Source organism: Betaproteobacteria bacterium, from assembly GCA_016713305.1.
GTDB lineage: Bacteria > Pseudomonadota > Gammaproteobacteria > Burkholderiales.
Genome location: JADJPK010000014.1, coordinates 80,334 through 102,935 on the forward strand (window position 1 = coordinate 80,334; position 22,602 = coordinate 102,935).

Below are 22,602 nucleotides of genomic sequence, written 5' to 3' on the forward strand. Positions count from 1 at the left end.
TGCGACATTCGCGGGTGCCTTGAACCTCGGCGCCATGCTGTTGAAGACCGGCGAAAACAAGCAGGTGCTGACGGGAGGTGCCCGCTTCACGTCAGTCGCGGTGGAGGGCGGCACTCTGGAGTTTCGGGGCGGCGAATATGAGCTCTTGCCGGGAAACGGAGTCATCCGGATTGATAACCTAGTCGGTGATGCCCGCCTGACGCTAAGCGGCGGCGCGCGTTTCGATGATTCGATGGGGAGCACCCACGTGCTTTCCAAACCGGACCGCAATGCGTTCCTGCTGCTTTCAGGACCCGACACGCGCCTGATCACGCAGGACGTGCGCGTTCAATCTCAAGGTTCTGCCTCTGTTCGCGTGGAAAATGGCGCGAAACTGGTCGCCATTCAAGGTATGAGGGTGGGCGGACGCGATGTCTCCTTTGCCGTGGATCGGGGTTCGGTCGAGACCGGCCCGGTTTTCCTGGTCGATACGCAGCAGATCTTCTCCATCTCCGATCCGGTCGCGACCGTCGGTCAGACCAGTCTCACGCGTCCGGCGGCATGGACGGTGACCACGGCGCCAGGACGGCCGGGTTACACACCTGACTTCGTCTATCGCGGCCACTTCGAGGACGGACCATCGGGGCCGGGCAGCGTCGCCTTCGCCGGCAGCGGCTTTCGGGCCGTGTTCTCGGGCCAGTTGAATTACACGGGTCGGACCATCGTCGACGGTTCCGGAGTCGCGCTCGAGATTCGAGGACCGATCGCGTCGCGCGAATTCATCGCTCTCAATGGCGGCACGCTGGATCTGACCGCACCACTGTCCGGAACGCTCTGGGATGTGTCCAGCCGGAGCTTCCGCACGGACGCCACGGGCGTGATCCGATACGACGGGCTCCAACTCATCGGCGGAACGCTGCGCGGCATCGGGCATGAGGTGGCCCACCAGGCTGTGTCCTTCGACGGGACATCGCTCGCCGCGAACAGCCGCTTCACTGCCCACCGTGGGGTCGCGTGGTCGAACGCGTCGCTGTCGGGCATGCTCGATGCCAGGGCTGGCCTCACGCTCGACAACGTGATGATCACATCCGGCGGAAGCCTCGTGCTGGGCAGCGGCGCGACGTTCGCGGACGTCGAGAACAATGGCGTTCTCGACCTTCGGACCGGCGCGGGGCTTGAACTGTCGAGCCCGATGGTATCGGGCGGAGGGTCGCAAGTGCTGGTTTCACAGGGGGCCGCACTCGAGGGGGCTGCGCTCACGATGAGAGGCGCGCTTCTCGTCAACAATGGCACCGTCTCGGCGCCGCTGACGCTGGACTTCGGCAGTCTTGCGATGGGCGGGGGCACCTTCGGCAGTGTGACGGTGAACCGCGGCGGAACCTTCGCGCCCGGCAACTCACCCGGGACTGCGTCGACGCTGGGACCGGTCGTCTTCAACGCGGGCGGCGAATACGAGGTCGAGGTCGCGGATGCGCTCGGCGCGCCGGGCACAGGCTTCGACCTGTGGGACATTGCCGGCACACTCGACATCAACGCAGGTACCACGTTCAACAGCCAGTTCGTGGTCTCGCTCATCTCGATGGACGCGGCCTTCGCGGCAGGTCCCGCGGCGAACTTCGACAAGCATCGCAGTTTCGCCTGGACCGTGTTGCGGGCGGACGCCATCGATGGTTTCGATCCGAAGGAACTGCGGCTGGACACGAGCGCGTTCGAGAACGACACGGATGGAAAATTCTCGCTGCAGCTCGAGCACGCGGGCGGGAGGTCGGAGCTGCAGATCGTCTATCAACCGGTTCCCGAGCCGGCCACCACCGGCCTCATGCTCGGCGGTCTTGTGACGCTGCTGGCGTGGCGGCGCCGCCGGGCGTGACGGTGCGCCGCGCCGTGCCTGCACACGGCAGCGAAGCGCCGGGTCGGACGATCCGGGCGCGGCGCAGCGGCCTCTGGCCGGGAGATCGAAGGCAGCCGCCTCAGCGCCGCTGAATGAAGGGAACCTGCGCCCAGCCCGCCTCGTAGGGCGTCCAGAAATGGGATTCCAGGCGCACGTGAGCGAAGCGCCAGCCTTCGGTGGTGCGCACGTAGCGGTCGTGATACGTCCCGGTACCCCACACGGCCTGGTTGTCACGGATATACGTGCAGGCCTGGAGGAGGTACCACGTGCCGGTCGCGGTGTCCCCGTCGACGTCGATCAGCGGGTTCAGCATGTGGTGCCGGGCGAACGAGATCCGGCTGCTGGAGCCCTGGAAGAACGCGCGGATCGCCTCGCGTCCCTCGTGGCGGCCCAGCATGCCGCCATCCCACACAGCGTCTTCCGTGAACATGGCCGCGAGTGTGTCAGCGTCGTAGCCGCTGTCGCACGCCGCCGCATAGCGTGCCTTCAGGTCGCGGATCGCCTCCAGATCTTCCAGCCGTCGCACGCGGCGTTCGAGCGTTTCAGGATTCATGCGGGGCTCCTGTGAGGGAAGCGAGGCGATGCACGGGACGCGTCAGAGTCCCAACTCCGCGTCCGTCGCGCTGTGTCCGTACTTGTCGCGCGGCGGCCAGGGTCGCGACCGCCAGTGGGGTTCGAAGCTGAAGGACGACCGCTGCCGCCCCGGCAACAACGCGCCGTTGCCCGCGCCCTTCGCGTAGTCGTAGTACAGCTTCACGATTTCTTCCTGGGTCACCTGTTGGGCAGCCGGATGGGAAAGGCACGCCGCCACCCAGTGCCGCACGCGCGCGTACGCCGCGTCGTCGGGCAGGGCGAAGCCCTCGTAGTACTCCAGGAACCAGAAACGCATGAACAGGGGCGTGAAGACGGCTTCGGCCCAACCGAATTCCTCGAACAGGAAAGTGCCGTCGGGCGAGTGCTCGATCAGGAATGCGTTCAGGCGGGCGTACTGACCCAGCATGGCGGTGTGGAACGCATCGCGTCGCGCCGGATCCTGGTTCATGACCCAGGTGTACCCCTGCACGGTGAGCTCACCTTCCAGGCGGGTCATCATGCCTTCCACCGCACGCCGGTAAGGGTCCGCCTGTGCCAAGGAGCGGCCGGGAAACACCTCGTCGAGATAGCGCATGAGCACGAGGCTTTCCTTCAATACGCGGCCGTCGGCAGTCTCGAGGATGGGCAGGGCGGTCGTGCCGCGGGTCTTGGCCAGCAGCCAGTCCGGCCGGGGGCGGGTGACGTCGACGACGCGGAACTCCACGCTGTCGCGGCAGCCCTTGAGCGTGAGCAGGATCTCGAGGCGCTGGCAGAACGGGCAGACGGGGATGTGGTGGACGGTGATCCTGGTCATGGCATCGAAGGAAATGTCGAGTTCACCTGCATCATCGGGTCTCTCGCGCCTCGATGGCGGCCAGCAGCCGCGGGCCATCCCGGCGCGCGAAACGCTTGGCGCGGTAACGGGCGACGAGCCCCAGGACCAGCAACATCAGCACCCAGCCGGCGAACAGTCCGAGAAACGCCCGCAGGGTGGGGTTCGTCCTCGGCAGGAGCCCCAGCCAAAGCGGCGTGGCTGCCGACACGACCATCGCCGCGAGCAGCGTCGGCAGCATCAGCCAGCGCGTGGGGGCCAAAGCGCTCTGCAGCGCACGGATGATCGGCAGCCGCCGGTTCGTGCTCCGGTCGAAGAAGATGAAGTAGTCGCCGGAGTCCTTGCGCCGGCGCACTCCCCACACCGCGGTCACCAGGCTGCCGTCTGTCACGTCGAGATCGGCGTCGAGCACGTGCACGGAATGTTCTCCGCCGTTCCATCGCAACGTGAAGGCTTCGTGGGTGACACTCCGGTAACTCACGGAAGTCGAGGTCTGACCGGATTCGTGCCGGGTGACGGTGGTGGTTTTCGTCGTGTCGACCCACTTGCTGTAGTTCTCCACGATACCGGTCGCGACGTGCAGTGCGTAGCGGCCGAATCCGGCCCGCAGCGTCATCGGGTCGGCGGGCACCAGTCCGAAGGTGCGCAACTCGCGGATCATCAGCAGGCCGAACAGCGCCAGCATCACGGTCGCGAACCCCAGGGCCTGTTGTTGTTCCTGTGGCTCCATCTCGTCCCAGAACGAAACCTCGTGACCCAGACCGCGCATCATTTCGCGTTTTGACTGGCGCACGCGCGCATCCGATTCGGCAATGGTCACGTTGAGCCTGGCGCGCGTGTCGGGCGACAGATAGCGAGTGAGGATCTCCGCCCGGACGGCGTGGTCCCGCTCGTAGCGCCCCTGCTGCGCCAGCCACCTGGCCCAGGGCGAATCGCTGGTGCCGTCCGGAGGGCCCGTGAGTGCCTTGGCTTCTTCCTGAATCTGGAAGTACTGACCGCCATAGGTCTCCATGAGTCGCTTCTCGTCGGGGAGATAACCGGTGACCCTGCGTCTGTCGCCCAGATCTTCGATGGCCTTGCGAAGGTGGGCGAACGCTGCCGCCTGCAACGCTTTGGTATCGAGAGGATCCTCGCCGACCGTATCGGCCAGCACGCGCTCGATGGAAGGCATCTCGTCGGAGCCAGGCGGGCTCCAGAGCGGCGGCGGGCAGGGACGCGAGCAACAACGACGTGGCGGCAATGGCGGCACGCCACCGAACGACGACGATGACGAAGAACACCTGCAGTCTCCGGTTCTGAAGCTTGTTGGAATGCCACCGGACACGCCACGCGGCAACCATGTCGTTGCGCGACGCCTGACGGAGGACTCTTGCCACTATACTTCAGCCCCTCGAGGCGAAGAGCCTGCCGCATGCACAACGACCACTTTCCCTGGAAACCGGAGTTCGACCTCGGCATCCGCGAGATCGACGATCAGCACCATCACTTCGTCGGCCTCATCAACAAGTTCATCGTCGAGCTTTGGGGTCAGGACAATATCGAGTATCAGCGCATGCTGGTGGCGGAACTCATTGCGTACGCTCGCTTCCACTTCATCAGCGAAGAGAACCTGATGTTCCGCATCGGATACCCGGAGCTGGCGGGGCACAAGCTGCACCACCGGGAATTGCTCGACCAGCTCAATGCCAAGCAGGCGCGGCTGATGCTGGACCATACGGAGCAGCGCAAGAAGGACGTCGTCTCGTATCTGGTCGAATGGTTCACGCACCACACGGCGAAGGAAGACAGACTGATTGCGGACTACATGCATCGGAGCGATCCGGCAGAAGCGCCTGCTTGAAGCCGTCGTGCCCTCGCCACAGCCGCCAGTTGGTGTTTTCACCGGCAAGATCGGATCCGCGTGCGGGGGACGTATCGGCACTGCAGCCGCATTGGCCCTACCGTTTCTCTGGCGGTGTCTGGCGCTCATCACGTCGGCAATGCTGTCGATTCCGCATGCCGCAGCCGCAATGCCGGTCAAGGGCACCGTGGATCACGGGCCTTTCCAGATCCAGGCCGGGATCCGTTCCGTATCCACCGGCACGTTTCCCAATCAAGGCGGCAACCCTTTCGCACGGCGCAAGGTGAGCGAGTTCGAGGTTCGCTGGAAGGGACAGTCCGTCACGGTGAACGGCAACCGCAGTTTCTGGCGGGTTCTTCGGCTGCCGGCCGCACCGCGGCCCGCGTTGCTCCTCGTGACTCAGGGCTTCGTCCTTGCCACGGAGGAGGCGGGCGGAACGCTCAGGTTGCAACCGGTCAGGAGCGAAAGCGCATCGCTGGCGGAGGTCCAGTGGCTGGACGAGCGCGATGGACAACCGGGAGCCGCGCGGTCGTTCGGCATCGAGGCCGTGACCGATCTGCAGTCGGGCACGTTGCTGCAAGGCGGGCGTTGGCTACGGTTCGGTTCGCGCAGCGTGATGGATGTCGCGTCGCTCAGGTTCTACCCCGTGGAACCCTGGGTGCCGGTGGCGCCCGGACAGCCCGATACCCACCTCTCGCGTGAGGGAGACGACGTGCGGGCGTTTTCTCCGGGGCGCGGCAAATACGTTCTGGCGGCGTCCGGTATCGACTACAGCTCGGCCGATGGCCGTCAGGCGTACGGCCTGCTGGTGGTCGACATCGAACGGGGGACGGCCAGCGAGATCCGCGTGGATCGCAAACGCATGCGCTTCGCCGAGCCCGACGACATCGATTCTGCCTGGGTCCACCACCATTTCTCCTGGGCCCGCAACACGGCGGGCCAGGAGGTTCTGCAAGCACGCAACGACTTCCGGCCGTGGCCCTGGCGGGCGCGGCTTCGCGAGACCCGTCCGGGCGTCTGGCAGATGGACGTACCGCGCATCGCCGATAAGTTCGTACAGGTACTGAAGTCGGTGCTCTCGGTGCAGCTGGGCGCCAAGGTCATCGATGCCGATCAACCGTGGGGTGCAGGCGCAACGGCAACGCTGGCGGATTGCACGCTGCAGGTCCGTGCCTTCGGGAAGGACAGCCTCGATCCGGGCGACAGTCGCGTGTCGGTCTGGCCGGAGGAAACCCGGACCAGCACGGCCCCCGCCTCGTGCGAAGCAGCACTGCGGCGGCTGGCCACGTCGATCGACGGCGAACTTGCGAGCGGACGTCACGACGCGCTGCTGCGTCTGGACTGACACCACGAGCTCGCAGGCTGCCGCAAACTTCCGTTGCCGTTTCCCATGACCCGACTCGACTTCAAGATAGACCGCCAGGCCACGAACTCCAAGGCGCGCGCAGGCAGGTTCAAGACACTACATGGCGAGGTACGGACACCCGTCTTCATGCCAGTCGGTACTCAGGCGACAGTCAGAGGCGTCCCCGTCGACGCCTTGAAGGCCACCGGTTCGAGCGTCCTGCTGGCGAACACCTACCACCTGCTGCTTCGTCCAGGGCCGGAAGTCTTCCGGAAATTCGGCGGCATCCACCGATTCATGAACTGGCAAGGCCCGGTTCTGACGGACTCGGGAGGGTTCCAGATCTTCTCGCTGCCCGCCGCCCGGGTGATGAACGAGGACGGCGCGCGCTTTCGCAGTTACGTCGATGGCAGGGTGCACCTGCTCTCGCCCGAGACGAGCATCGGGATGCAGAAAGCCATCGGCAGCGACATCATGATGGTGCTGGACCAGTGCGTTCCGGCGACCGCGGAGTATCCGGAAGCCGAAGCGGCGATGGAACTCACGCACCGGTGGGCGCTGCGATCTCTGGATGCGCGGGGCGATTCGCCGCAGGCCCTGTTCGGCATCGTCCAGGGTGCGTGTCATCGGGATCTTCGCGAACGCAGCGCCGCCTTCCTTTCAGCGTTGCCGTTCGACGGCCTGGCCATCGGCGGACTGGCGGTCGGCGAGACTCACGCCCAGCGCTACGAGTTCACCGGCCTGGTGACGGACTGCCTGCCCGAACACCTGCCGCGCTATCTCATGGGCGTGGGCACGCCCATCGACATCCTCGAAGCGGTGCACCGGGGCGTGGACATGTTCGACTGCATCATTCCCTCGCAGGTCGGGCAGCGTGGCACCGCGTACACCTCCCATGGCAGGATCCATTGTCGGCGGACCGTCTACAGCCTGTCCGAAGCTCCGCTCGATGCGGCGTGCGACTGCCAGACCTGCCGGGAATACTCCCGTGCCTATCTCTGTCATCTGGTGCGGACGGGCGAGGCGCTCGGGGCGCAGCTGCTGACCACGCACAACCTCGCGTTCTATCACCGGCTCATGCGGGAGATGCGCGAGGCCATCCTGCGCGACGAGTTCGCGGACTTCTACGAGATGCAGCGCCACGCATTGGCGCGCTCCGACGACGATCATCCTGGGCATCCGCCACGACAGCCCCGGGTCAAGGCGGCTCCTCGCAGGGGAGACTACGAAATTGTCAGGGGCCCGTCGGGTGCCCACAGTGTGCGCCAGATCAGTTCCGGCGAAGTCATGCATTCGGTGAATCGGCCGAGCGAGGAAGCGAACGCGCTCTACATCGTGCAATCGAGGCTCGCGGAGCGAATACTCCGCCGCTCACCGTCCCGGGATCCGGAGGCATCCGGCGCGATGCAGGGCGCCGGCAGGGAGGGTGTAGCTCAGCTGACGACCTCCTCGGATCCGGAGCTCGTGATCTGGGACGTCGGCCTCGGCGCGGCGTCCAATGCCATGGCGGCCGTCATCTGCTTCGAGCAGTCGGTCGCGCGGCACGAGTCGGCCGAATTGCGGCCGGTGCGGCTGATCAGCTTCGAGCGGGATCTCGATCCGCTCATCCTCGCGACAAAGAAGTCCGCGTTCTTTCCGCACCTGCAGCACGCCGCACCGAGCCGCCTGCTGAGTACGGGGAGATGGGTGCATGCCTCGGGGTTGATGACCTGGGAGCTCATCGAGGGGGACTTCCTCGAGCAGTTCGAGTGGACACGCGCACCGGACGTGGTCTTCTACGACCCGTTCTCGCCCAGGACGGACTCGGGGCTCTGGCATCGGAGCGTGTTCGCGCGATTGGCGGCGCACGGCGGAACCAAGCCCATGAGCCTCTATACCTACTCTGCTTCGACCGCGGTGAGAGCAGCGCTGCTGTGGGCTGGATTCTGGGTGGGGGAGGGTGTGGGGACGGGACCGAAGGCGACGACGACCATGGCGTTCACACGTGCCGGAGCGCCGGCGGGGCGTTCAGGAATGGGGGAGGCCGCGGTCTCCTGGCTCGGCCAGGAATGGCTCGCGCGCTGGCGACGGAGCGACTCGAAGTATCCGGTCGATCTGGACGATGCGGAGAAGGAGGCGTTTGCCCGGCGGATCGAATCGCACGGGCAGTTCTGCACGATGCGGGAGATACCTGCCCGCCGGCCGTTCGAGTGATCGCCGGTGCGCGGCGCCCGGAAGCCCACGATGATGGAGGTCGGTCTCCGGAGTCGGGCGGGAGGGCCGGTCCTGGCGGGCTCGCGACGTCTTGCCGTTCGGTCCGTGACTGGGCTGGCTTGTCTTGGATGCCGGATCGTGTTGCTGCGACCACGCGCGCGCGCACCCCGACGCGGAAATTTGTCTCGCGCGTACACTGTGGGCCACTGCTTCATCGAGTGTGACGGCACCAAGTCGTTGCAGCCATGGGCCGCGAATCGACGCGGAAAGGTGGGCGCGACACGTGTATCTCCCATCGTCGAAGCTGCGCGTGCCGCGTCTCGATGAATGGACCAGGACCCGGGATCGACCATGCCATGACCACCGATGTTCCCGCCCTGCCTCGTGCCACGATCCTCATTGCCGAGGACGAGTCGGCCATTGCCGATGCACTCGCTGTGGCGCTGGCGCGAGAGGGATTTCGCTGCGTGCATGCGCGGCTGGCTGCGGAAGCGAGGCGGCTCGTGGGGCAAGAAAAGCCGGACCTGGTCGTCCTGGACGTGGGACTTCAGGACGGAAGTGGATTCGATCTGTGCCGTGAGTGGCTCGCCACCTCTGATCTTCCGATTGTGTTCCTCACCGCGCGCAACGACGAAATCGACCGTGTGCTGGGGCTCGAACTGGGAGCGGACGACTACATCGTCAAGCCGTTCAGCCTGCGGGAGGTCGTGGCGAGAGTGCGGGCCATACTTCGCCGCCTTTCGAAGGCCCGGGCGCAGCGCGGCGGCCCTGCCTCTCGCCCTGCAGGGGCCTCCCTGTTTCAAATGGACGAGGGGAGCATGAGTATCGAGTACTGCGGCCATGGGCTGGACCTCACTCGCTACGAATACCTGCTGTTGCGAACGCTGCTGGCCGATCCGGAGCGCATCTGTTCCCGAGCGCAACTGATGGAGCGGGTCTGGGCCGATGCGCTGGAGACGGGTGACCGCACCGTGGATGCTCACGTGAAGATGCTGCGGGCCAAGCTGCGGGCAGTGACCCTGGACCACGAACCGATCGTCACGCATCGCGGCCTCGGGTACTCGATCGACCCGACCGGCTGAACGGACGCCTCCGCATTGCGTATTTCCCTACGAATCGCGCTGGGTTACTTCCTGATTGTCGGCCTGACGGGATACCTCGTCTTCAACACTTTCGTGACAGAAGTGAAGCCCGGGGTGAAGCAGGCCATGGAGGAGACCATGGTGGATGCCGCCAACGTGCTGGCGGAACTGGCGGCGGAGGACTTGCGGGAGGGACGGATCGGCTCGGGCCGATTCGCCGATGCGGTGATGGCCTACAGGCGGCGAGATCCCAACGCGCTCATCTACAGCCTCTCGAAACGTTCTTCCGATCTGCGGGTCCACGTAACCGATCCGAAGGGCATGGTGCTGTTCGACTCGCATGGCGAGGACGTCGGGCGCGACTTCTCCACGTGGCGCGACATCTCCCGCACGTTGAAGGGCAGCTATGGTGCGCGCGCGACGAGGCTGGACCCCCAGGACGACACTTCTCTGGAGTTGCACGTGGCCGCCGCGATTCTCGACACGCCCGATGCTGGAGGCAGCCGCCCGCTGCTTGGCGTGCTGAGCGTCGCCAAGCCGACTCGATCCGTGGTGCCCTTTGCCGACCGGGCGGAGAGGCGTGTCTTGAATGCAGGCCTGTTGCTTCTCGGTGCCTCGTTGATGATCGGTGCGTTCTTCACCGTCTGGCTGACTCACTCCATCCGGACGCTGCGCGATTTCGCCCGGGACGTGGCCGGGGCGGGCGGCCCCGTCCTCCCCGTCTTGGCCGTAACGAGTTGGGCGAGCTGGAGGCCGCCGTCCACACGATGCGGGAGAAACTGGATGGGCGGGCCTATGTCGAAGGCTATGTCCAGAGCTTGACTCATGAACTGAAGAGCCCCATCGCCGGTTTGCGTGCGGCCGCCGAAATACTTTCGGACGTTCGCGCGACACCCGACGAAATGCAGCGTTTCCTCGGACACATCACGGAGCAGACCGGGCGGCTGTCCGACATCGTCGATCACCTCCTGGACCTCGCGCACGTGGAAACGACTCCCCATCTGGCGGGAACCGGTCCGATGGACATGGAGTCCGTGATCCGCCGTGAAATCGCCACGCTCGACCCTCGCGCTGGGTCCGCGGACGTGCGCTTCGACGTTTCGATCGGCGAAGCGGGAAGTATCGTCGGGGACGCATTCCTCGTGGGGCGGGCACTCGCCAATCTTCTGGAGAATGCGCTTGCATTCAGCCCGGCGGGCGCATCGATCGATGTTCAGGCAACGCGCGGCGGCGAAAGTCTGACGGTGACCATACGGGATCGGGGTCCGGGTATTCCCGACTATGCGGTGGCGCGGGTGTTCGAACGCTTCTATTCCTTGCCCCGTCCGGACGGCTCTCGAGGCACGGGCCTGGGACTGCCGTTCGTGCGGGAGATCGCCCGCCTCCACGGCGGACGTCTGGAACTCGTCAACGTTCCCGCAGGAGGATGCGAAGCCCATCTGGTGCTGGGGCTCCGTTCCTGACGCGGGCCACTTCACGGGGATTTCACACAGGACGCATCGTGACTTCTCGATGCCGGCGCACGATCCAGGGCCGTCATCGAAAGGGTCCATCCCATGCGTGCCTTCTTCCTGAAATTGCTGGCGGTCGGTCTTCTCGGCCTGGTATTGCTCGTGGCCCTCGCCATGATCAGAGGAGTGATCGAAGAACGGCAGGCGCGCCAATCGGCGGTCGAGGCCAATATCGCCGAGACGGCGGCCGGGCCACAGGTTCTCACCGGACCGGTCCTGGTCGTGCCGTATACGGAGCGGATTACCGAAGCCGAACCCGACGGCCAAGGCAAACTGCGTACGGTGAAGCGCGTCGTCGAGCGTCAGGCGGTCTTCGTGCCGGAGACGCTCGACGTGACGGGGCAGGTGGACGTCACACCACGGCGGCGTGGCATCTACCAGGCGCTGCTTTACACCCTGAAAGGGCGGGCAGCAGTCCGTATTCGTGTGCCGGCGCATCTGGGCATCGACTTGACGGCGCGTGACATCACCCCGCGTCGAGCCTACCTGGCAGCGGGACTATCGGACGTTCGAGGCCTGGTAAGTCCACCGACGTTGCGATGGGACGGCACCGACGTGCCGCCGGAGCAGGGCACGGGGCTCGCGTCGCTGCCGTCCGGCGTGCGCTGGGATGTGGGCATGCTGGCGCTGGAACAGACTCACGAGCACGAAGTGACGGTCAGCCTCGAAGTGCTGGGAATGAACAGTCTTTCCGTCGCCCCTGTAGGCCGGACCACGACGGTCAGCCTCGATTCCGCATGGCCCCATCCTTCGTCGATCGGCCGCTTCCTGCCACAGGCCAAGAGCGATTTGGAATCGTACTTTCCCGCCAGATGGTCCGTCTCGCATCTGTCGACCAACGCCGAGTCGGCACTGTCGGCCACGGCTGGAACTCCAGCGAGGCCGGCGGACACCTTCGGCGTTGCCTTCATTCAGCCGGTCGACGCCTACCTGCAGTCGGAAAGGGCCGTGAAGTACGGAGTGTTGTTCATCGGGCTCACGTTCGCGGCGTTCCTGCTGTTCGAGTTGTTGAAGTCGTTGCGCATCCATCCGCTCCAGTATGGCTTCGTAGGGTTGGCATTGACCGTCTTCTTCCTTCTACTGGTGAGCCTGTCGGAACACCTGCCGTTCGCCCTGGCCTATACCCTGGGTGCCGTGGCCTGCGTATCCCTGGTGACGTACTACGTTGCCCACGTGCTTCGTGGCTGGAAGCGGGCGTTGTCGTTCGGAAGCCAGCTTGCCGCGATGTACGCGGCGCTCTACGGACTGCTCCAGTCAGAGGATAACGCCCTCGTTCTCGGATCTCTGCTGCTGTTCGCGTTGCTTGCGGCGGTGATGTTGGTCACCAGAAAGGTCGACTGGTATGCGTTGACTTCCAGATCCGAGGGTGTGGCGGCCGCGTCCGAGTGACCCGTTCTCCGACGGGCGCCGGTTGCCGGAAAGGCGCGCGTGTTCGAGAGCCGGTCAAGGAGGCGTGAAACGCTATGGCTCATCCACCCCGAACTCCCGCAGCTTCCATGTCCCATCGCCCGCATCGAAGTAGAAGTTATAGGGCGCACAGAACATGACGCGGTCACCGGGATCGCCCGGCTCGGTCCTCGCACGGGCTCTTGCCAGGCAGGTGCGAACCCGGGGAGTGAACAAGCCTGGCGCGGCGCGCTCGAAGGCAGCACGGTCGAGCTTCCTGCCTTCGAGCAGGAACGGCAGACGGGTCAAGGACGCGATCGAGGACGGATTGCCTGATTTCATGGCCGCCTGCCAGCGGGCCTGAAAGTCGGCCCACGACGCGTCTTGACCCGGTGTCTTTGCCGTCCCTTGGGCGTGGCAGTGCGCGATCGACGCGAGACAGAAAAGCGCTGCGACGACCCGTCGTCTTTCTTTCATGATGTCCTGGGATACGGTCGGCGCGAAATGGAACCAACCGGTGTGGCGCTCGATCTCGAACCGGGCGGGGCGGGGGAATGGCGTGAGCCGCCACGCCTGCTCATCGCCCGCCCAATCGCCGAGCCCGCTCCACCAGCCGCCGTGCGCCCCGATAAGTAGGTACCTCGACCCACAGGCCGTCCACCAGGGCGCGATCTTCCCCGCGAGCGCGCGCGGCCTCGAAGGCTTCGATCATGGACAGCGCATGGCGGACTTCCTCCTCGCTGGGCGTGAGCGCAGCATTGATCGCCTGCACATGTTCGGGCTGCACCACCGACTTGCAGCGGTAGCCCAGGCGTCGCGCGAAGCGCGCTTCGCGAACGGCACCCTCGGTGTCGCCGAAGGTGTAGGGCGCATCGATCGGTTCGATTCCCGCGGCTCTGCATTCGAGAACGAACCGGCGGCGGGCGTAGTCGAGTTCATCGGCGTCCGGCCGCCTTTCGGCGCAGAGATCCGCGGCGAGATCCTCCGTGCCGAGCAGAGCGCATCGGATCCGCGGACTGCCTGCGGCAATGGCCCGGACGTCCGCCACGCCCAGTGCCGTTTCACAGACGGGAAGAATCTCCGTGCTCCCGCTCGGTGTGCCCGTGCGGCCTTCCCATTCATCCAGCAAGCGATGGAGCGCGCGCATCTCTTCGGCACTCCTGGCCATGGGATAGGCGATCACCTCCGGATGGGCGGGCATCGCCGCGCCGAGGTCCGTGGGCCCCTCGGTTTCCAGCGAATTGATGCGCACCGCCGCAAGGGCGCCGACGTCTCGGATTCGTCCCCGCAACGCGCCGATGAGGCCGCGAGCCTCGTCGCGGCGTGCCTGGGGCGTGGAATCCTCGAAGTCCACGATCACCACATCGGCGCTGCTTGCCAGCATTCGTTCGTGGGCAGCGACGTCCGCTCCCGGGCCGAAGAGCCAGGTGCGTCTCAGGTCAGGTTCTCGAACATTCATGTCTGCATTCTTCTGAACGATGGATGATCACGGTCACGGCAGTCCGGTGCCTGCCACCAGCGCGTGACCCTCGCTCGGTGACATTCCCGTTCGTGCTGCATTGCACAGCGTCGACGGTGCGGAAAACCTCCTCGCCGGTACACCCGGTGCGACGCCCGGGAACATGCGCCCGATCGTGCCTCCGGTCAATCGCATCGCCGACCCTCCATCGGCGTTGAAATCGCAAACCGGCAACTCCCCCAGACTTGCCAAATTTTTCCGGAACCCTCATGGTCCGGCGTGGACCAATCGCTGGTTGTCCACGCTCAAGAACATAACGGGAGGGTTCGGCATGAATTCCAAGCAGAAGGATCGGCGGCGCCTGCTGGGCGTAGCCGCGGCAAGCGGTGCCGCGGCCATTGCCACCACGGCAGGTTGCGGCCTCGGGAGCGGGCCCGAACAGCAGGGCGGTGCCATGGGAGTCGGAGGAACCGGTGCCGGCCAGGCAGTCAACCTCAAGTTCCAGGCGGGGTTCTCCCAGAAAGACCCGTTCTTCGACCTCTCGCAGATGTTCATGAAGACCGTCTCGGATCTCACGGGTGGTCAGTTCAAGATCGAACTGCTCCCCGCCGGTGCCGTGGTCGGTGCATTCGACATGGCTGATGCTGTGCACAAGGGCATCCTCGACGGATGCATGGCCGTTCCCGCGTTCTGGTATGGCAAGGACAATGCGCTGTCCCTGTTCGGTACCGGGCCGGCGCTGGGCCAGGATGCGAACACGCTGCTCGCGTGGATGGCCTATGGCGGCGGCAAGGCTCTATACGACGAGCTCTATCAGGATGTCCTCAAGCTCGATGTCGTGGGCTTCCTCTGGGGGCCGATGACCACCCAGCCGTTCGGCTGGTTCAAGCGCGAACTCAAGACGCGCGAGGACATCCGCGGTCTCAAGTACCGCACCGTGGGTCTGTCGATCGACCTGTTCACGGAGATGGGCGCCTCTGTGGTCGCCATGCCCGGCGGCGAAATCATCCCCGCTCTCGAGCGGGGCGTCATCGATGCAGCCGAATACAACAACCCCGAGAGCGATGCCGCGCTGGGCTTCCCGGACGTCGCCAAGGTCTGCATGGTGAAGAGCTACCACCAGCCCGGCGAGATCCTGGAGTTGCTCGTGAGCAAGCGTGTGTTCAACGGCTTGCCCGAGGCGTATCGCAACGTGCTGCACTATGCCGCGAAGGCCGCGTGCGCGGAGATGAGCTGGCGCACGCTCGACCGCTACTCTCAAGCCTACGAGGAAATGCGCGACAAGCGCGGCGTGAAGTTCGTGGAAACGCCCGACGACCTCCTCAAGGCGCAGCTCGAGGCCTGGGACAAGGTCATCACGCAGAAGGCGAAGGACAATCCGTTCTTCGACAAGGTGCTCAAGTCGCAGAAGGCGTTCCTCAAGCGCACCGTGGGTTATCAGGTCAAGTTCAACAACGATCCCCGGCTCGCGTTCGAACACTTCTACGGGAAGGCCTGACCCATGAACGGTCTCCTGCTCACGATCGACCGCATCAGCGCGGTCGCGGGGAAGGTCTTCGCGTGGCTCATCGTGCTGCTCACGGCCATCGTCGCTTACGACGTGGTCGTGCGCAAGCTCGGGGCCCCCACGCACTGGGCCTTCGACCTCTCGCTCATGGTGTACGCCGTGCTGTTCATGATGGCCGGCGCCTACACCCTTTCGCGCAACGGGCACGTGCGGGCCGACCTGCTGTACCGCACGCTTGCCCCCCAGACCCAGGCAGCACTGGACCTCGTGCTCTACTTCGCGTTCTTTCTGCCCGGCATCGCGGCACTCGTCTACGCAGGCTGGGAATTCGCGGGCAAGTCACTGTCGATCCGTGAGGCCTCGAGCGTCACCGGCAGCGGTCTGCCCGTGTATCCGGTGAAGATGTTCATCCCGATCGCCGGCGCGCTCCTGCTCCTGCAAGCCTTCGCGGAGATTGTCCGCGCTCTCGTGTGCATCCGCACGGGCCACTGGCCCGAGCGTCTTCACGACGTGGAAGAGGCAGACGTCGAGCAGCTCAAGTCGATCGTGCACACGGCCGAGGTGAAGGGGGTGACGCAATGAAGCTTCGCCTCAACACCAGGAATGTCGGCTTCGGCTTTCTGGCTCTGCTCATCGTCCTCTACATCCTGTTCCTTCCGCCGCCGTCGCGCTTCTACAACCCGCATCTCGGTCTGGTGATGCTGGGCCTCATCATCGTTGCGATCCTGCTGGGCTTTCCCATCGCGTTCACGCTGATGGGCCTGGGCATCCTGTTCGGCTTCGCGGCGATGTGGCGGCCTGGCGTGCCCTTCACCGAGAATCCGGTCTTCGATTCGATGGTGCTGCGTACCTACGGAGTGATGACCAACGACATCATCATCTCCGTGCCCCTGTTCATCTTCATGGGGTACATCGTCGAGCGGTCCGGGATCATCGATCGGCTGTTCAAGAGCCTGGAACTGTCGATGGCACGGGTGCCGGGCGCCCTGGCGGTCGCGACGATCGCGACCTGCGCGGTGTTCGCGGCGGCCACGGGCATCGTCGGCGCGGTCGTCACGCTGATGGGGCTGCTGGTGCTGCAACCGATGCTCAAGGCAGGGTACGACGTTCGTATGGCGTCTGGCGCCATCGCGGCGGGGGGCTGCCTCGGCATCCTGATTCCGCCTTCGGTGATGCTCATCCTGTACGGGGCGACCGCCGGCGTGTCGGTGGTCCAGCTCTACGCGGGGGCGTTCGGTCCGGGCATCCTGCTCGCGCTCATGTACATCGGCTACGTGATGATCCGCGCCAAGCTCAATCCCAAGATGGCGCCGCCGTTGCCGGCCGAGGAGCGAAACGTACCGGCGGGGCAGATCCTCCGCATGCTCGCGTCGTCGTTCCTGCCGCTGTTCCTGCTGATCGGCGCGGTGCTGGGCAGCATCATCGCGGGCTGGGCCACAGCGAGCGAGGCGGCAGCGCTGGGTGCGCTGGGTGCGATCATCCTCGCCCTGGCCTACCGGCGGCTACCGTGGGAACGGTTCAAGGACTCGGTGTATCTCACCAGCCGGACCACCGCGATGGTGTGCTGGCTGCTCGTGGGCTCGTGGGTGTTTTCGTCCACGTTCGCGGTGTTGGGCGGGCAGCGCATCCTGGAGCAGTGGGTCCTGTCGCTCGACATGTCCCCGGGAGGGTTCCTGCTGCTGTCGCAACTGCTGATCTTCCTGCTCGGCTGGCCGCTCGACTGGACGGTGATCATCATCATCTTCGTGCCGATCTTCCTGCCCATGCTGCCCCACTTCGGTATCGACCCGCTGTTCTTCGGGCTCCTCACGGCCCTCAATCTGCAGACGGCCTTCCTGTCGCCGCCGATGGCGATGGCGGCGTACTACCTGAAGGGCGTCGCGCCGCCCCATGTCACTCTGGGCGAGATCTTCCGCGGGATGGTGCCCTTCATGCTGCTGCAGATCGGCGCGATGGTCCTGCTGGTGATCTTCCCCGCCATCGGGATGTGGCTGCCGAAGTATCTGTATCAGTGAACGGAACCCCGTGAGCAGGGCGCGCCCGCTCACGGGGGCGGGCCGCCCTTCGCATCCCGCCTTCCCGGTGTCGGCGAGCCTCGTCGATGCCGAAGGCGGGGTGCGGACGGGCCTTTCATTCGCGACGATACCGGCCGATCCCCGGCCTCCCGACCTGGCAGCCTGCCGGCGGTAATATCGCCTGTGCACCCCGCACGCCATTGCCATCCACGCCGGAACGATCCGCCAGCGGATCTCGACGGACAGCCAACAAGAACAGCGCTCATGCCCCAGACGATTCACGACCACAGCCATTGGCCCGCCGGCGATCAGCTCGGCGCGGGCAACTTCCTCACCCCCGAAAAGCGCCTCGAAGCGCTTGCGCTGGTTCGCCGGGGCGACCTTTACGACCTCAGTCACGTCACCGAGATGGGCGCGCCGCGCTTCGAGCCGGTACAGACACCCTACCTGCTGTTGGGCGCACCGAACTGGCAAGGCGGCATTCGACGCAGACGGCAGGCGGGCGCCACCAACGATGCCGGCGCGAACCTCGAGCGCATCGAGATGACGACGCATGTCGGCACGCACATCGATGCGCTGGGACACTTCACCATCGGTTCCGAGATGTACGGCGGCAACGATGCCCACGAAGTAATGACCGATTTCGGCCTGCTGAAGCTGGGGATCGAGAACGCGCCGGCGATCGTGTCCCGCGGGCTGATGGTGGACCTGTCCGGTCTGGACGGCGGTGCGTTCCTCGAAGGCGGGCGCGCGATCGGGCCGGACGAAATCGAGAAGAACCTGACGGAACGCAAGCTGGAGATCAGGAAGGGTGACATCCTGCTGATCCACACCGGCTGGGGCCGCTTCTACATGAAAGACAACGCGCGGTACCTGTCGGGGGAGCCGGGAATCAATCTGGCAGCGGCCCGGTGGCTCACGCGGCAAGGGGTCACTGCCATCGGCTGCGACAACATGGCGGTCGAGGTTCTCCCGGGAGAGAAGGACCCGGAGATCAAGATGCCGGTCCACCAGCACTGCCTGGTGGAGTCGGGTGTCTACCTGATCGAGAACCTTCAGTTGCAGCCGCTGGTCGACGCGGACATCGCGGAGTTCTGCTTCATCCTGCTACCGGTGAAGTTCAAGGGGGCGTCGGGCTCACCGGCTCGGCCGATCGCGATGGTGTAGGCCGGTTCGATCGGCGGAGATCGCAGGCCCTGCACGGTCATCGCCCATCGGTCGCAGAAACCCCGGCGGGCCCCAGAAGAGACTGGAAGGGAGAGATTGCCCGTGGCATTCGAGCCGGGAAGCTGGCATGGCAGAACGTTCGAGTCGGTGCTCGAGGTGTTCCGGACGACGACGTCGGGCCTGACCCGGCAAGAGGCCTCGCGGCGTCTGGAAACGTCGGGCCCCAACCGGCTGCCGGAACCACCGAAGCGCAGTGCGCTGAAGCGCTTTCTTCTGCAATTCCACAACATCTTCATCTACGTTCTCCTGGCGTCGGCGGTCATCACGTTCGCGTTGAATCACGTCGCGGACACAGCCGTGATTCTGGCGGTGGTGATCGTGAACGCAGTGATCGGATTCGCACAGGAAGGCAGGGCAGAGCAGGCCATGGAGGCCATCCGGCAGATGCTCGCGCCGCGAGCGGCCGTAATGCGTGGCGGGGAACGCCATACCGTGGATGGCGCCGACCTCGTCCCGGGCGACATCGTCCTCCTGGAAGCGGGCGACAAGGTCCCGGCGGACCTCAGACTGATCGAGACTCGTGGCTCGCGGATCCAGGAGGCGATCCTGACGGGCGAGTCGTTGCCGGTGGAAAAGGACGTGAAGCCGGTCGACGAGCTGGCCGCCCTGGGGGATCGCACCTGCATGGCGTTCAGCGGCACCTTGGTCACCGCGGGGCAGTGCCGGGGCGTGGTCGTGAGCACGGGACCAAACACGGAGATCGGCCGCATCAGCGGCATGCTGTCCTCCGTCGAATCGCTCACCACACCCCTGGTCAACCAGATGGATGCGTTCTCCCGCTGGCTGACGGCCCTCATTCTCGTGTTTGCGGCTCTGCTGCTGGCATTCGGCTATTTCGTTCGTCACTTCGCCTTCACCGACATGTTCATGGTCGTGGTGGGCCTTTCCGTGGCCGCCATTCCAGAAGGCTTGCCCGCGGTTCTGACGATCACGCTCGCGATCGGCGTGCATGCCATGGCTCGCCGCAATGCCATCGTGAGAAGGCTTCCGGCCATCGAGACCCTGGGTTCGGTATCGGTGATCTGCACCGACAAGACCGGGACACTTACGCGAAACGAGATGTCGGTGGTGTCCGTCGCAGGCGTGGAGGGCACGTACGAGGTGGAGGACTCGGGGTACGCGCCTGAAGGCGGGATCGCTCTGGCAGGGGCGGCCGTGAGGCCCTCCGAGCACCGGGTGCTGGCCGGCATCGCTCGCGCGGGCACGTTGTGCAACGACGCGAGCCTGCGGGACAACCAGGGGGACTGGACGGTCGAAGGAGACCCCATGGAGGGCGCACTGCTGGCCTACGCGGGCAAGGCGGGCGTCGATTGGCGGCAGGCGCGCGCGGGGAGTACGCGCACCGATGCCATCCCGTTCGATTCCGGGCACCGGTTCATGGCCACTCTGCACCACGATCACGAGGGGAATGCCTTCGTCTTCGTCAAGGGCGCGCCGGAGCGGATCGGCGCGATGTGCCGGGCGCAGCTCGATTCCGGCGGCACGGAACAGCCCTTGAATCCGGCATTCTGGCGCGACGCGGCCGAGCGGATCGCCCACCGCGGACAACGCGTGCTGGCCTTCGCCTTCCGGGCCGTGCCGCCCGAGCACACGGTTCTGGCGTTCTCGGACGTGGAAGGATCGCTGACGATGCTGGGCCTGGTGGGTCTGATGGATCCTCCCCGGCCGGAGGCGGCAGCCGCGGTGGCCGAATGCCGCGCCGCAGGCATCCGCGTGAAGATGATCACGGGCGACCACGCAGGAACGGCGAGCGCGATCGCGCGGCAGATTGGCCTGCAGAATCCGGACAGCGTGCTGACGGGCATCGAGCTGGACGCGATGGACGATGCCCGGCTCGCCGGTGCCGTGATGAACACCGACGTCTTCGCGCGCACGAGCCCGGAGCACAAGCTGCGTCTGGTCACGGCGCTGCAGTCGCACGGAATCAGCATTGCCATGACGGGCGACGGCGTCAACGATGCGCCCGCATTGAAGCGGGCCTAGGTGGGAATCGCCATGGGCAGGAAAGGCACCGAGGCGGCGAAGGAGGCCGCCGAAGTGGTGCTCGCCGACGACAATTTCGCGTCCATCGTCGCCGCCGTCCGGGAAGGCCGGACGGTCTACGACAACATCAAGAAAGTCATCAGCTGGACACTCCCGACCAACGCCGGTGAATCGATGACCATCGTCGTGGCGCTGCTCCTGGGCATGACGCTGCCGGTGACCGCCGTGCAGATCCTCTGGATCAATCTGATCACGGCCATCACGCTGGGCATCGCCCTGGCGTTCGAGCCCAGCGAAGACAACACGATGCGCCGGCCGCCCCGGCGGCGGGACGAGCCGCTCCTCGGCGGAGAGCTGGCATGGCACATCGTGCTGGTCTCAATGCTGTTCGTGGCCGGCGTGTTCGGCATCCTGGCGTACGCGGACGATCGCGGCTATTCGATCGAGCTGGCGCGGACCATGGCCGTCAACACGATCGTGGTCATGGAGATCTTCCACCTCTTCTTCATCCGCAACATCCACGGCACTTCGCTCACCTGGAAGCTCGCGCGCGGCACGAAGGTCGTGTGGCTCACCGTCGCCACTGTCACTGGCGCCCAGTTCGCGATCACCTACGTTCCTCTGTTCCAGGCCGTGTTCGGTACCGCGCCGGTGCCTTTCCTGGATGGACTTCTGATCGTCGGGACGGGTGTGGCACTGTTCGCGATCGTCGAGATCGAGAAGCAGCTTCGATTGCGGCTGCGGGATATGCGGGAGGGTTGGCCAAGCCGAAGGTGACGGACGAGCGGGAAGCCGTGACTGCCGCCGCTCCGGCAAGGAACACCGAGGACTGCATCGAGGCCCCCATTGCCTGCGAGACACCACCTACCGGAACTCTGGCATCCCGGCGGCCCATGCGCTTGGCTCGATGCCGGAGTCGGGCCATCGGGGGGGTTCCATGCAATGGGATTGGCCTCGGCTATGCCGGCCGATTCAAGGCGATTCCGGGAAAGATTCTCGAGAACGGGGCGCGGCCCTCGAGCGGCAGGCCTGCGGCGGCTGAGAGGCCCGCGGGAATCGTGGACGTGACTCCAGTTAGACTACCGACCGGTGTTGCCAGGAGCCGGGCCGGAATCACGCCCTGCGAGGGATTCGAACAACGAGTCGACAAGCCGAGGCGGGGGGTCGCCCGTCCATGGTCTTGCCCAGGTTCAGATGAACAGAAGAAGAACGCTGCTTTGCGCCTCTGTGCTCGCCGGGTACTGGCCGCCAGCCGGGTCCGGGCGACTCTCGCTTCGCTATGGCGGCGATGCCGCTTTTGCACCTTTCGAATCGCTCGACGAACGTGACCGGCCTGCCGGCTTCCAGATCGATCTCCTTGCCGAACTGAGCAAGGTCCTGGGCATCGGGTTCGAGGTCCAGCTCGGACCCTGGTCCCGGACCGAAGCGGACTTCCGGGCGGGAAAACTCGACGTGGTGGCCATGGTGGAAACAGCGCCCCGACGTGCCTGGGCCCGGTTCGTCCGCGCGCATGCCTCGCCGTTGATGGCCATCTACCATCCGGCGGACCGGCCCGATCCGCAAGGACTTCCGGAGCTGGCAGGCCTGCGCATCGCAATGCTCGACAACGATCCGATGCGGGATACGGTCCACAGTTGGCTTCAGGGTGTGCCTGACATCACCCGGGTGCCGGCGGCAGATTCCGCCGGCGTGCTCCAGGCTGTTCGCGACGGCCGCGCGGACGTGGCGCTTCTGCTGCGCGCCTTCGGCGATGCTCCGCTCCTTCACCAGGCAGAGGGT

At 65.5% G+C, this 22,602-nt stretch carries 17 protein-coding genes and 2 pseudogenes; 14 read left to right on the forward strand and 5 right to left on the reverse strand.

Annotated elements, in window-relative coordinates; all coding sequences use genetic code 11:
• Positions 1 to 247 precede the first annotated feature (247 nt).
• Complete coding sequence (locus IPK20_17400) at positions 248 to 1,849, forward strand: PEP-CTERM sorting domain-containing protein (GenBank protein MBK8018313.1); 1,602 nt, start codon at positions 248 to 250, stop codon at positions 1,847 to 1,849.
• Between the two features lie 100 nt (positions 1,850 to 1,949).
• On the opposite strand, the gene IPK20_17405 is transcribed toward IPK20_17400, so the two are convergent.
• Genes IPK20_17405 through IPK20_17415 form a run of 3 tightly spaced genes read right to left on the reverse strand, consistent with a single transcriptional unit; the run spans position 1,950 to position 4,446 of the window.
• The gene (locus tag IPK20_17405) at positions 1,950 to 2,423 is read right to left on the reverse strand and encodes a nuclear transport factor 2 family protein (GenBank protein MBK8018314.1); all 474 of its coding nucleotides are present in this window, start codon (positions 2,421 to 2,423) and stop codon (positions 1,950 to 1,952) included.
• A 42-nt stretch (positions 2,424 to 2,465) separates the two neighbouring features.
• Positions 2,466 to 3,257 (reverse strand): glutathione S-transferase family protein, encoded by a 792-nt coding sequence (locus IPK20_17410; GenBank protein ID MBK8018315.1) that lies wholly within the window; start codon positions 3,255 to 3,257, stop codon positions 2,466 to 2,468.
• 31 nt (positions 3,258 to 3,288) lie between these two features.
• Positions 3,289 to 4,446, reverse strand: a complete 1,158-nt coding sequence (locus IPK20_17415; protein MBK8018316.1) for a hypothetical protein — start codon at positions 4,444 to 4,446, stop codon at positions 3,289 to 3,291.
• A 240-nt stretch (positions 4,447 to 4,686) separates the two neighbouring features.
• Between IPK20_17415 and IPK20_17420 the strand changes: the two genes are divergently transcribed.
• From IPK20_17420 to creD, 7 genes are all read left to right on the forward strand, one after another.
• Positions 4,687 to 5,115: a hemerythrin family protein gene (locus tag IPK20_17420; GenBank protein ID MBK8018317.1), complete on the forward strand. Its 429-nt coding sequence runs from the start codon at positions 4,687 to 4,689 to the stop codon at positions 5,113 to 5,115.
• Positions 5,116 to 5,206: 91 nt separating this feature from the next.
• Complete coding sequence (locus tag IPK20_17425; protein ID MBK8018318.1) at positions 5,207 to 6,460, forward strand: hypothetical protein; 1,254 nt, start codon at positions 5,207 to 5,209, stop codon at positions 6,458 to 6,460.
• 45 nt (positions 6,461 to 6,505) lie between these two features.
• Complete coding sequence (tgt, locus tag IPK20_17430) at positions 6,506 to 8,653, forward strand: tRNA guanosine(34) transglycosylase Tgt (GenBank protein MBK8018319.1); 2,148 nt, start codon at positions 6,506 to 6,508, stop codon at positions 8,651 to 8,653.
• A 377-nt stretch (positions 8,654 to 9,030) separates the two neighbouring features.
• The gene (gene creB / locus IPK20_17435; GenBank protein ID MBK8018320.1) at positions 9,031 to 9,735 is read left to right on the forward strand and encodes a two-component system response regulator CreB; all 705 of its coding nucleotides are present in this window, start codon (positions 9,031 to 9,033) and stop codon (positions 9,733 to 9,735) included.
• A gap of 15 nt (positions 9,736 to 9,750) precedes the next feature.
• Positions 9,751 to 10,557 carry a hypothetical protein gene (locus IPK20_17440; protein ID MBK8018321.1) on the forward strand — a complete coding sequence of 269 codons (807 nt, stop codon included), beginning with the start codon at positions 9,751 to 9,753 and terminating at the stop codon, positions 10,555 to 10,557.
• The gene (locus IPK20_17445) at positions 10,554 to 11,198 is read left to right on the forward strand and encodes a hypothetical protein (GenBank protein MBK8018322.1); all 645 of its coding nucleotides are present in this window, start codon (positions 10,554 to 10,556) and stop codon (positions 11,196 to 11,198) included. Before IPK20_17440 ends, IPK20_17445 begins: the two co-directional genes overlap by 4 nt.
• 93 nt (positions 11,199 to 11,291) lie before the next feature.
• Entirely contained in the window at positions 11,292 to 12,635 is a 1,344-nt protein-coding gene (creD, locus tag IPK20_17450; GenBank protein MBK8018323.1) for a cell envelope integrity protein CreD, read from the forward strand.
• A gap of 72 nt (positions 12,636 to 12,707) precedes the next feature.
• On the opposite strand, the gene IPK20_17455 is transcribed toward creD, so the two are convergent.
• Complete coding sequence (locus IPK20_17455; GenBank protein ID MBK8018324.1) at positions 12,708 to 13,109, reverse strand: hypothetical protein; 402 nt, start codon at positions 13,107 to 13,109, stop codon at positions 12,708 to 12,710.
• Between the two features lie 100 nt (positions 13,110 to 13,209).
• Complete coding sequence (locus IPK20_17460) at positions 13,210 to 14,091, reverse strand: CoA ester lyase (GenBank protein ID MBK8018325.1); 882 nt, start codon at positions 14,089 to 14,091, stop codon at positions 13,210 to 13,212.
• A 331-nt stretch (positions 14,092 to 14,422) separates the two neighbouring features.
• On the opposite strand from IPK20_17460, the gene IPK20_17465 reads away from it, so the two are divergent.
• The 6 genes and pseudogenes from IPK20_17465 to IPK20_17490 all read left to right on the forward strand — a co-directional run bounded on the left by IPK20_17465 (position 14,423) and on the right by IPK20_17490 (position 22,557).
• Positions 14,423 to 15,589: a TRAP transporter substrate-binding protein gene (locus IPK20_17465; protein ID MBK8018326.1), complete on the forward strand. Its 1,167-nt coding sequence runs from the start codon at positions 14,423 to 14,425 to the stop codon at positions 15,587 to 15,589.
• Between the two features lie 3 nt (positions 15,590 to 15,592).
• The gene (locus tag IPK20_17470; GenBank protein MBK8018327.1) at positions 15,593 to 16,180 is read left to right on the forward strand and encodes a TRAP transporter small permease subunit; all 588 of its coding nucleotides are present in this window, start codon (positions 15,593 to 15,595) and stop codon (positions 16,178 to 16,180) included.
• Positions 16,177 to 17,613: a TRAP transporter large permease subunit gene (locus tag IPK20_17475; GenBank protein ID MBK8018328.1), complete on the forward strand. Its 1,437-nt coding sequence runs from the start codon at positions 16,177 to 16,179 to the stop codon at positions 17,611 to 17,613. The genes IPK20_17470 and IPK20_17475 overlap by 4 nt, the downstream gene beginning before the upstream one ends.
• A gap of 264 nt (positions 17,614 to 17,877) precedes the next feature.
• On the forward strand, positions 17,878 to 18,780 hold the full coding sequence (locus tag IPK20_17480; protein MBK8018329.1) for a cyclase family protein: 903 nt from the start codon (positions 17,878 to 17,880) through the stop codon (positions 18,778 to 18,780).
• A 96-nt stretch (positions 18,781 to 18,876) separates the two neighbouring features.
• A pseudogene (locus IPK20_17485) lies at positions 18,877 to 21,600 on the forward strand (cation-transporting P-type ATPase).
• A 417-nt stretch (positions 21,601 to 22,017) separates the two neighbouring features.
• Positions 22,018 to 22,557 (forward strand): annotated as a pseudogene (locus IPK20_17490) (transporter substrate-binding domain-containing protein).
• Positions 22,558 to 22,602 lie beyond the last annotated feature (45 nt).

Coding starts and splice junctions, on each gene's coding strand:
- IPK20_17405 (MBK8018314.1), bottom strand. CDS start 2,423: ATGAATCCTGAAACGCTCGAACGCCGCGTGCGACGGCTGGAAGATCTG.
- IPK20_17410 (MBK8018315.1), bottom strand. CDS start 3,257: ATGACCAGGATCACCGTCCACCACATCCCCGTCTGCCCGTTCTGCCAG.
- IPK20_17415 (MBK8018316.1), bottom strand. CDS start 4,446: ATGCCTTCCATCGAGCGCGTGCTGGCCGATACGGTCGGCGAGGATCCT.
- IPK20_17420 (MBK8018317.1), top strand. CDS start 4,687: ATGCACAACGACCACTTTCCCTGGAAACCGGAGTTCGACCTCGGCATC.
- tgt (MBK8018319.1), top strand. CDS start 6,506: ATGACCCGACTCGACTTCAAGATAGACCGCCAGGCCACGAACTCCAAG.
- creD (MBK8018323.1), top strand. CDS start 11,292: ATGCGTGCCTTCTTCCTGAAATTGCTGGCGGTCGGTCTTCTCGGCCTG.
- IPK20_17455 (MBK8018324.1), bottom strand. CDS start 13,109: ATGAAAGAAAGACGACGGGTCGTCGCAGCGCTTTTCTGTCTCGCGTCG.
- IPK20_17460 (MBK8018325.1), bottom strand. CDS start 14,091: ATGAATGTTCGAGAACCTGACCTGAGACGCACCTGGCTCTTCGGCCCG.
- IPK20_17465 (MBK8018326.1), top strand. CDS start 14,423: ATGAATTCCAAGCAGAAGGATCGGCGGCGCCTGCTGGGCGTAGCCGCG.
- IPK20_17470 (MBK8018327.1), top strand. CDS start 15,593: ATGAACGGTCTCCTGCTCACGATCGACCGCATCAGCGCGGTCGCGGGG.
- IPK20_17475 (MBK8018328.1), top strand. CDS start 16,177: ATGAAGCTTCGCCTCAACACCAGGAATGTCGGCTTCGGCTTTCTGGCT.
- IPK20_17480 (MBK8018329.1), top strand. CDS start 17,878: ATGCCCCAGACGATTCACGACCACAGCCATTGGCCCGCCGGCGATCAG.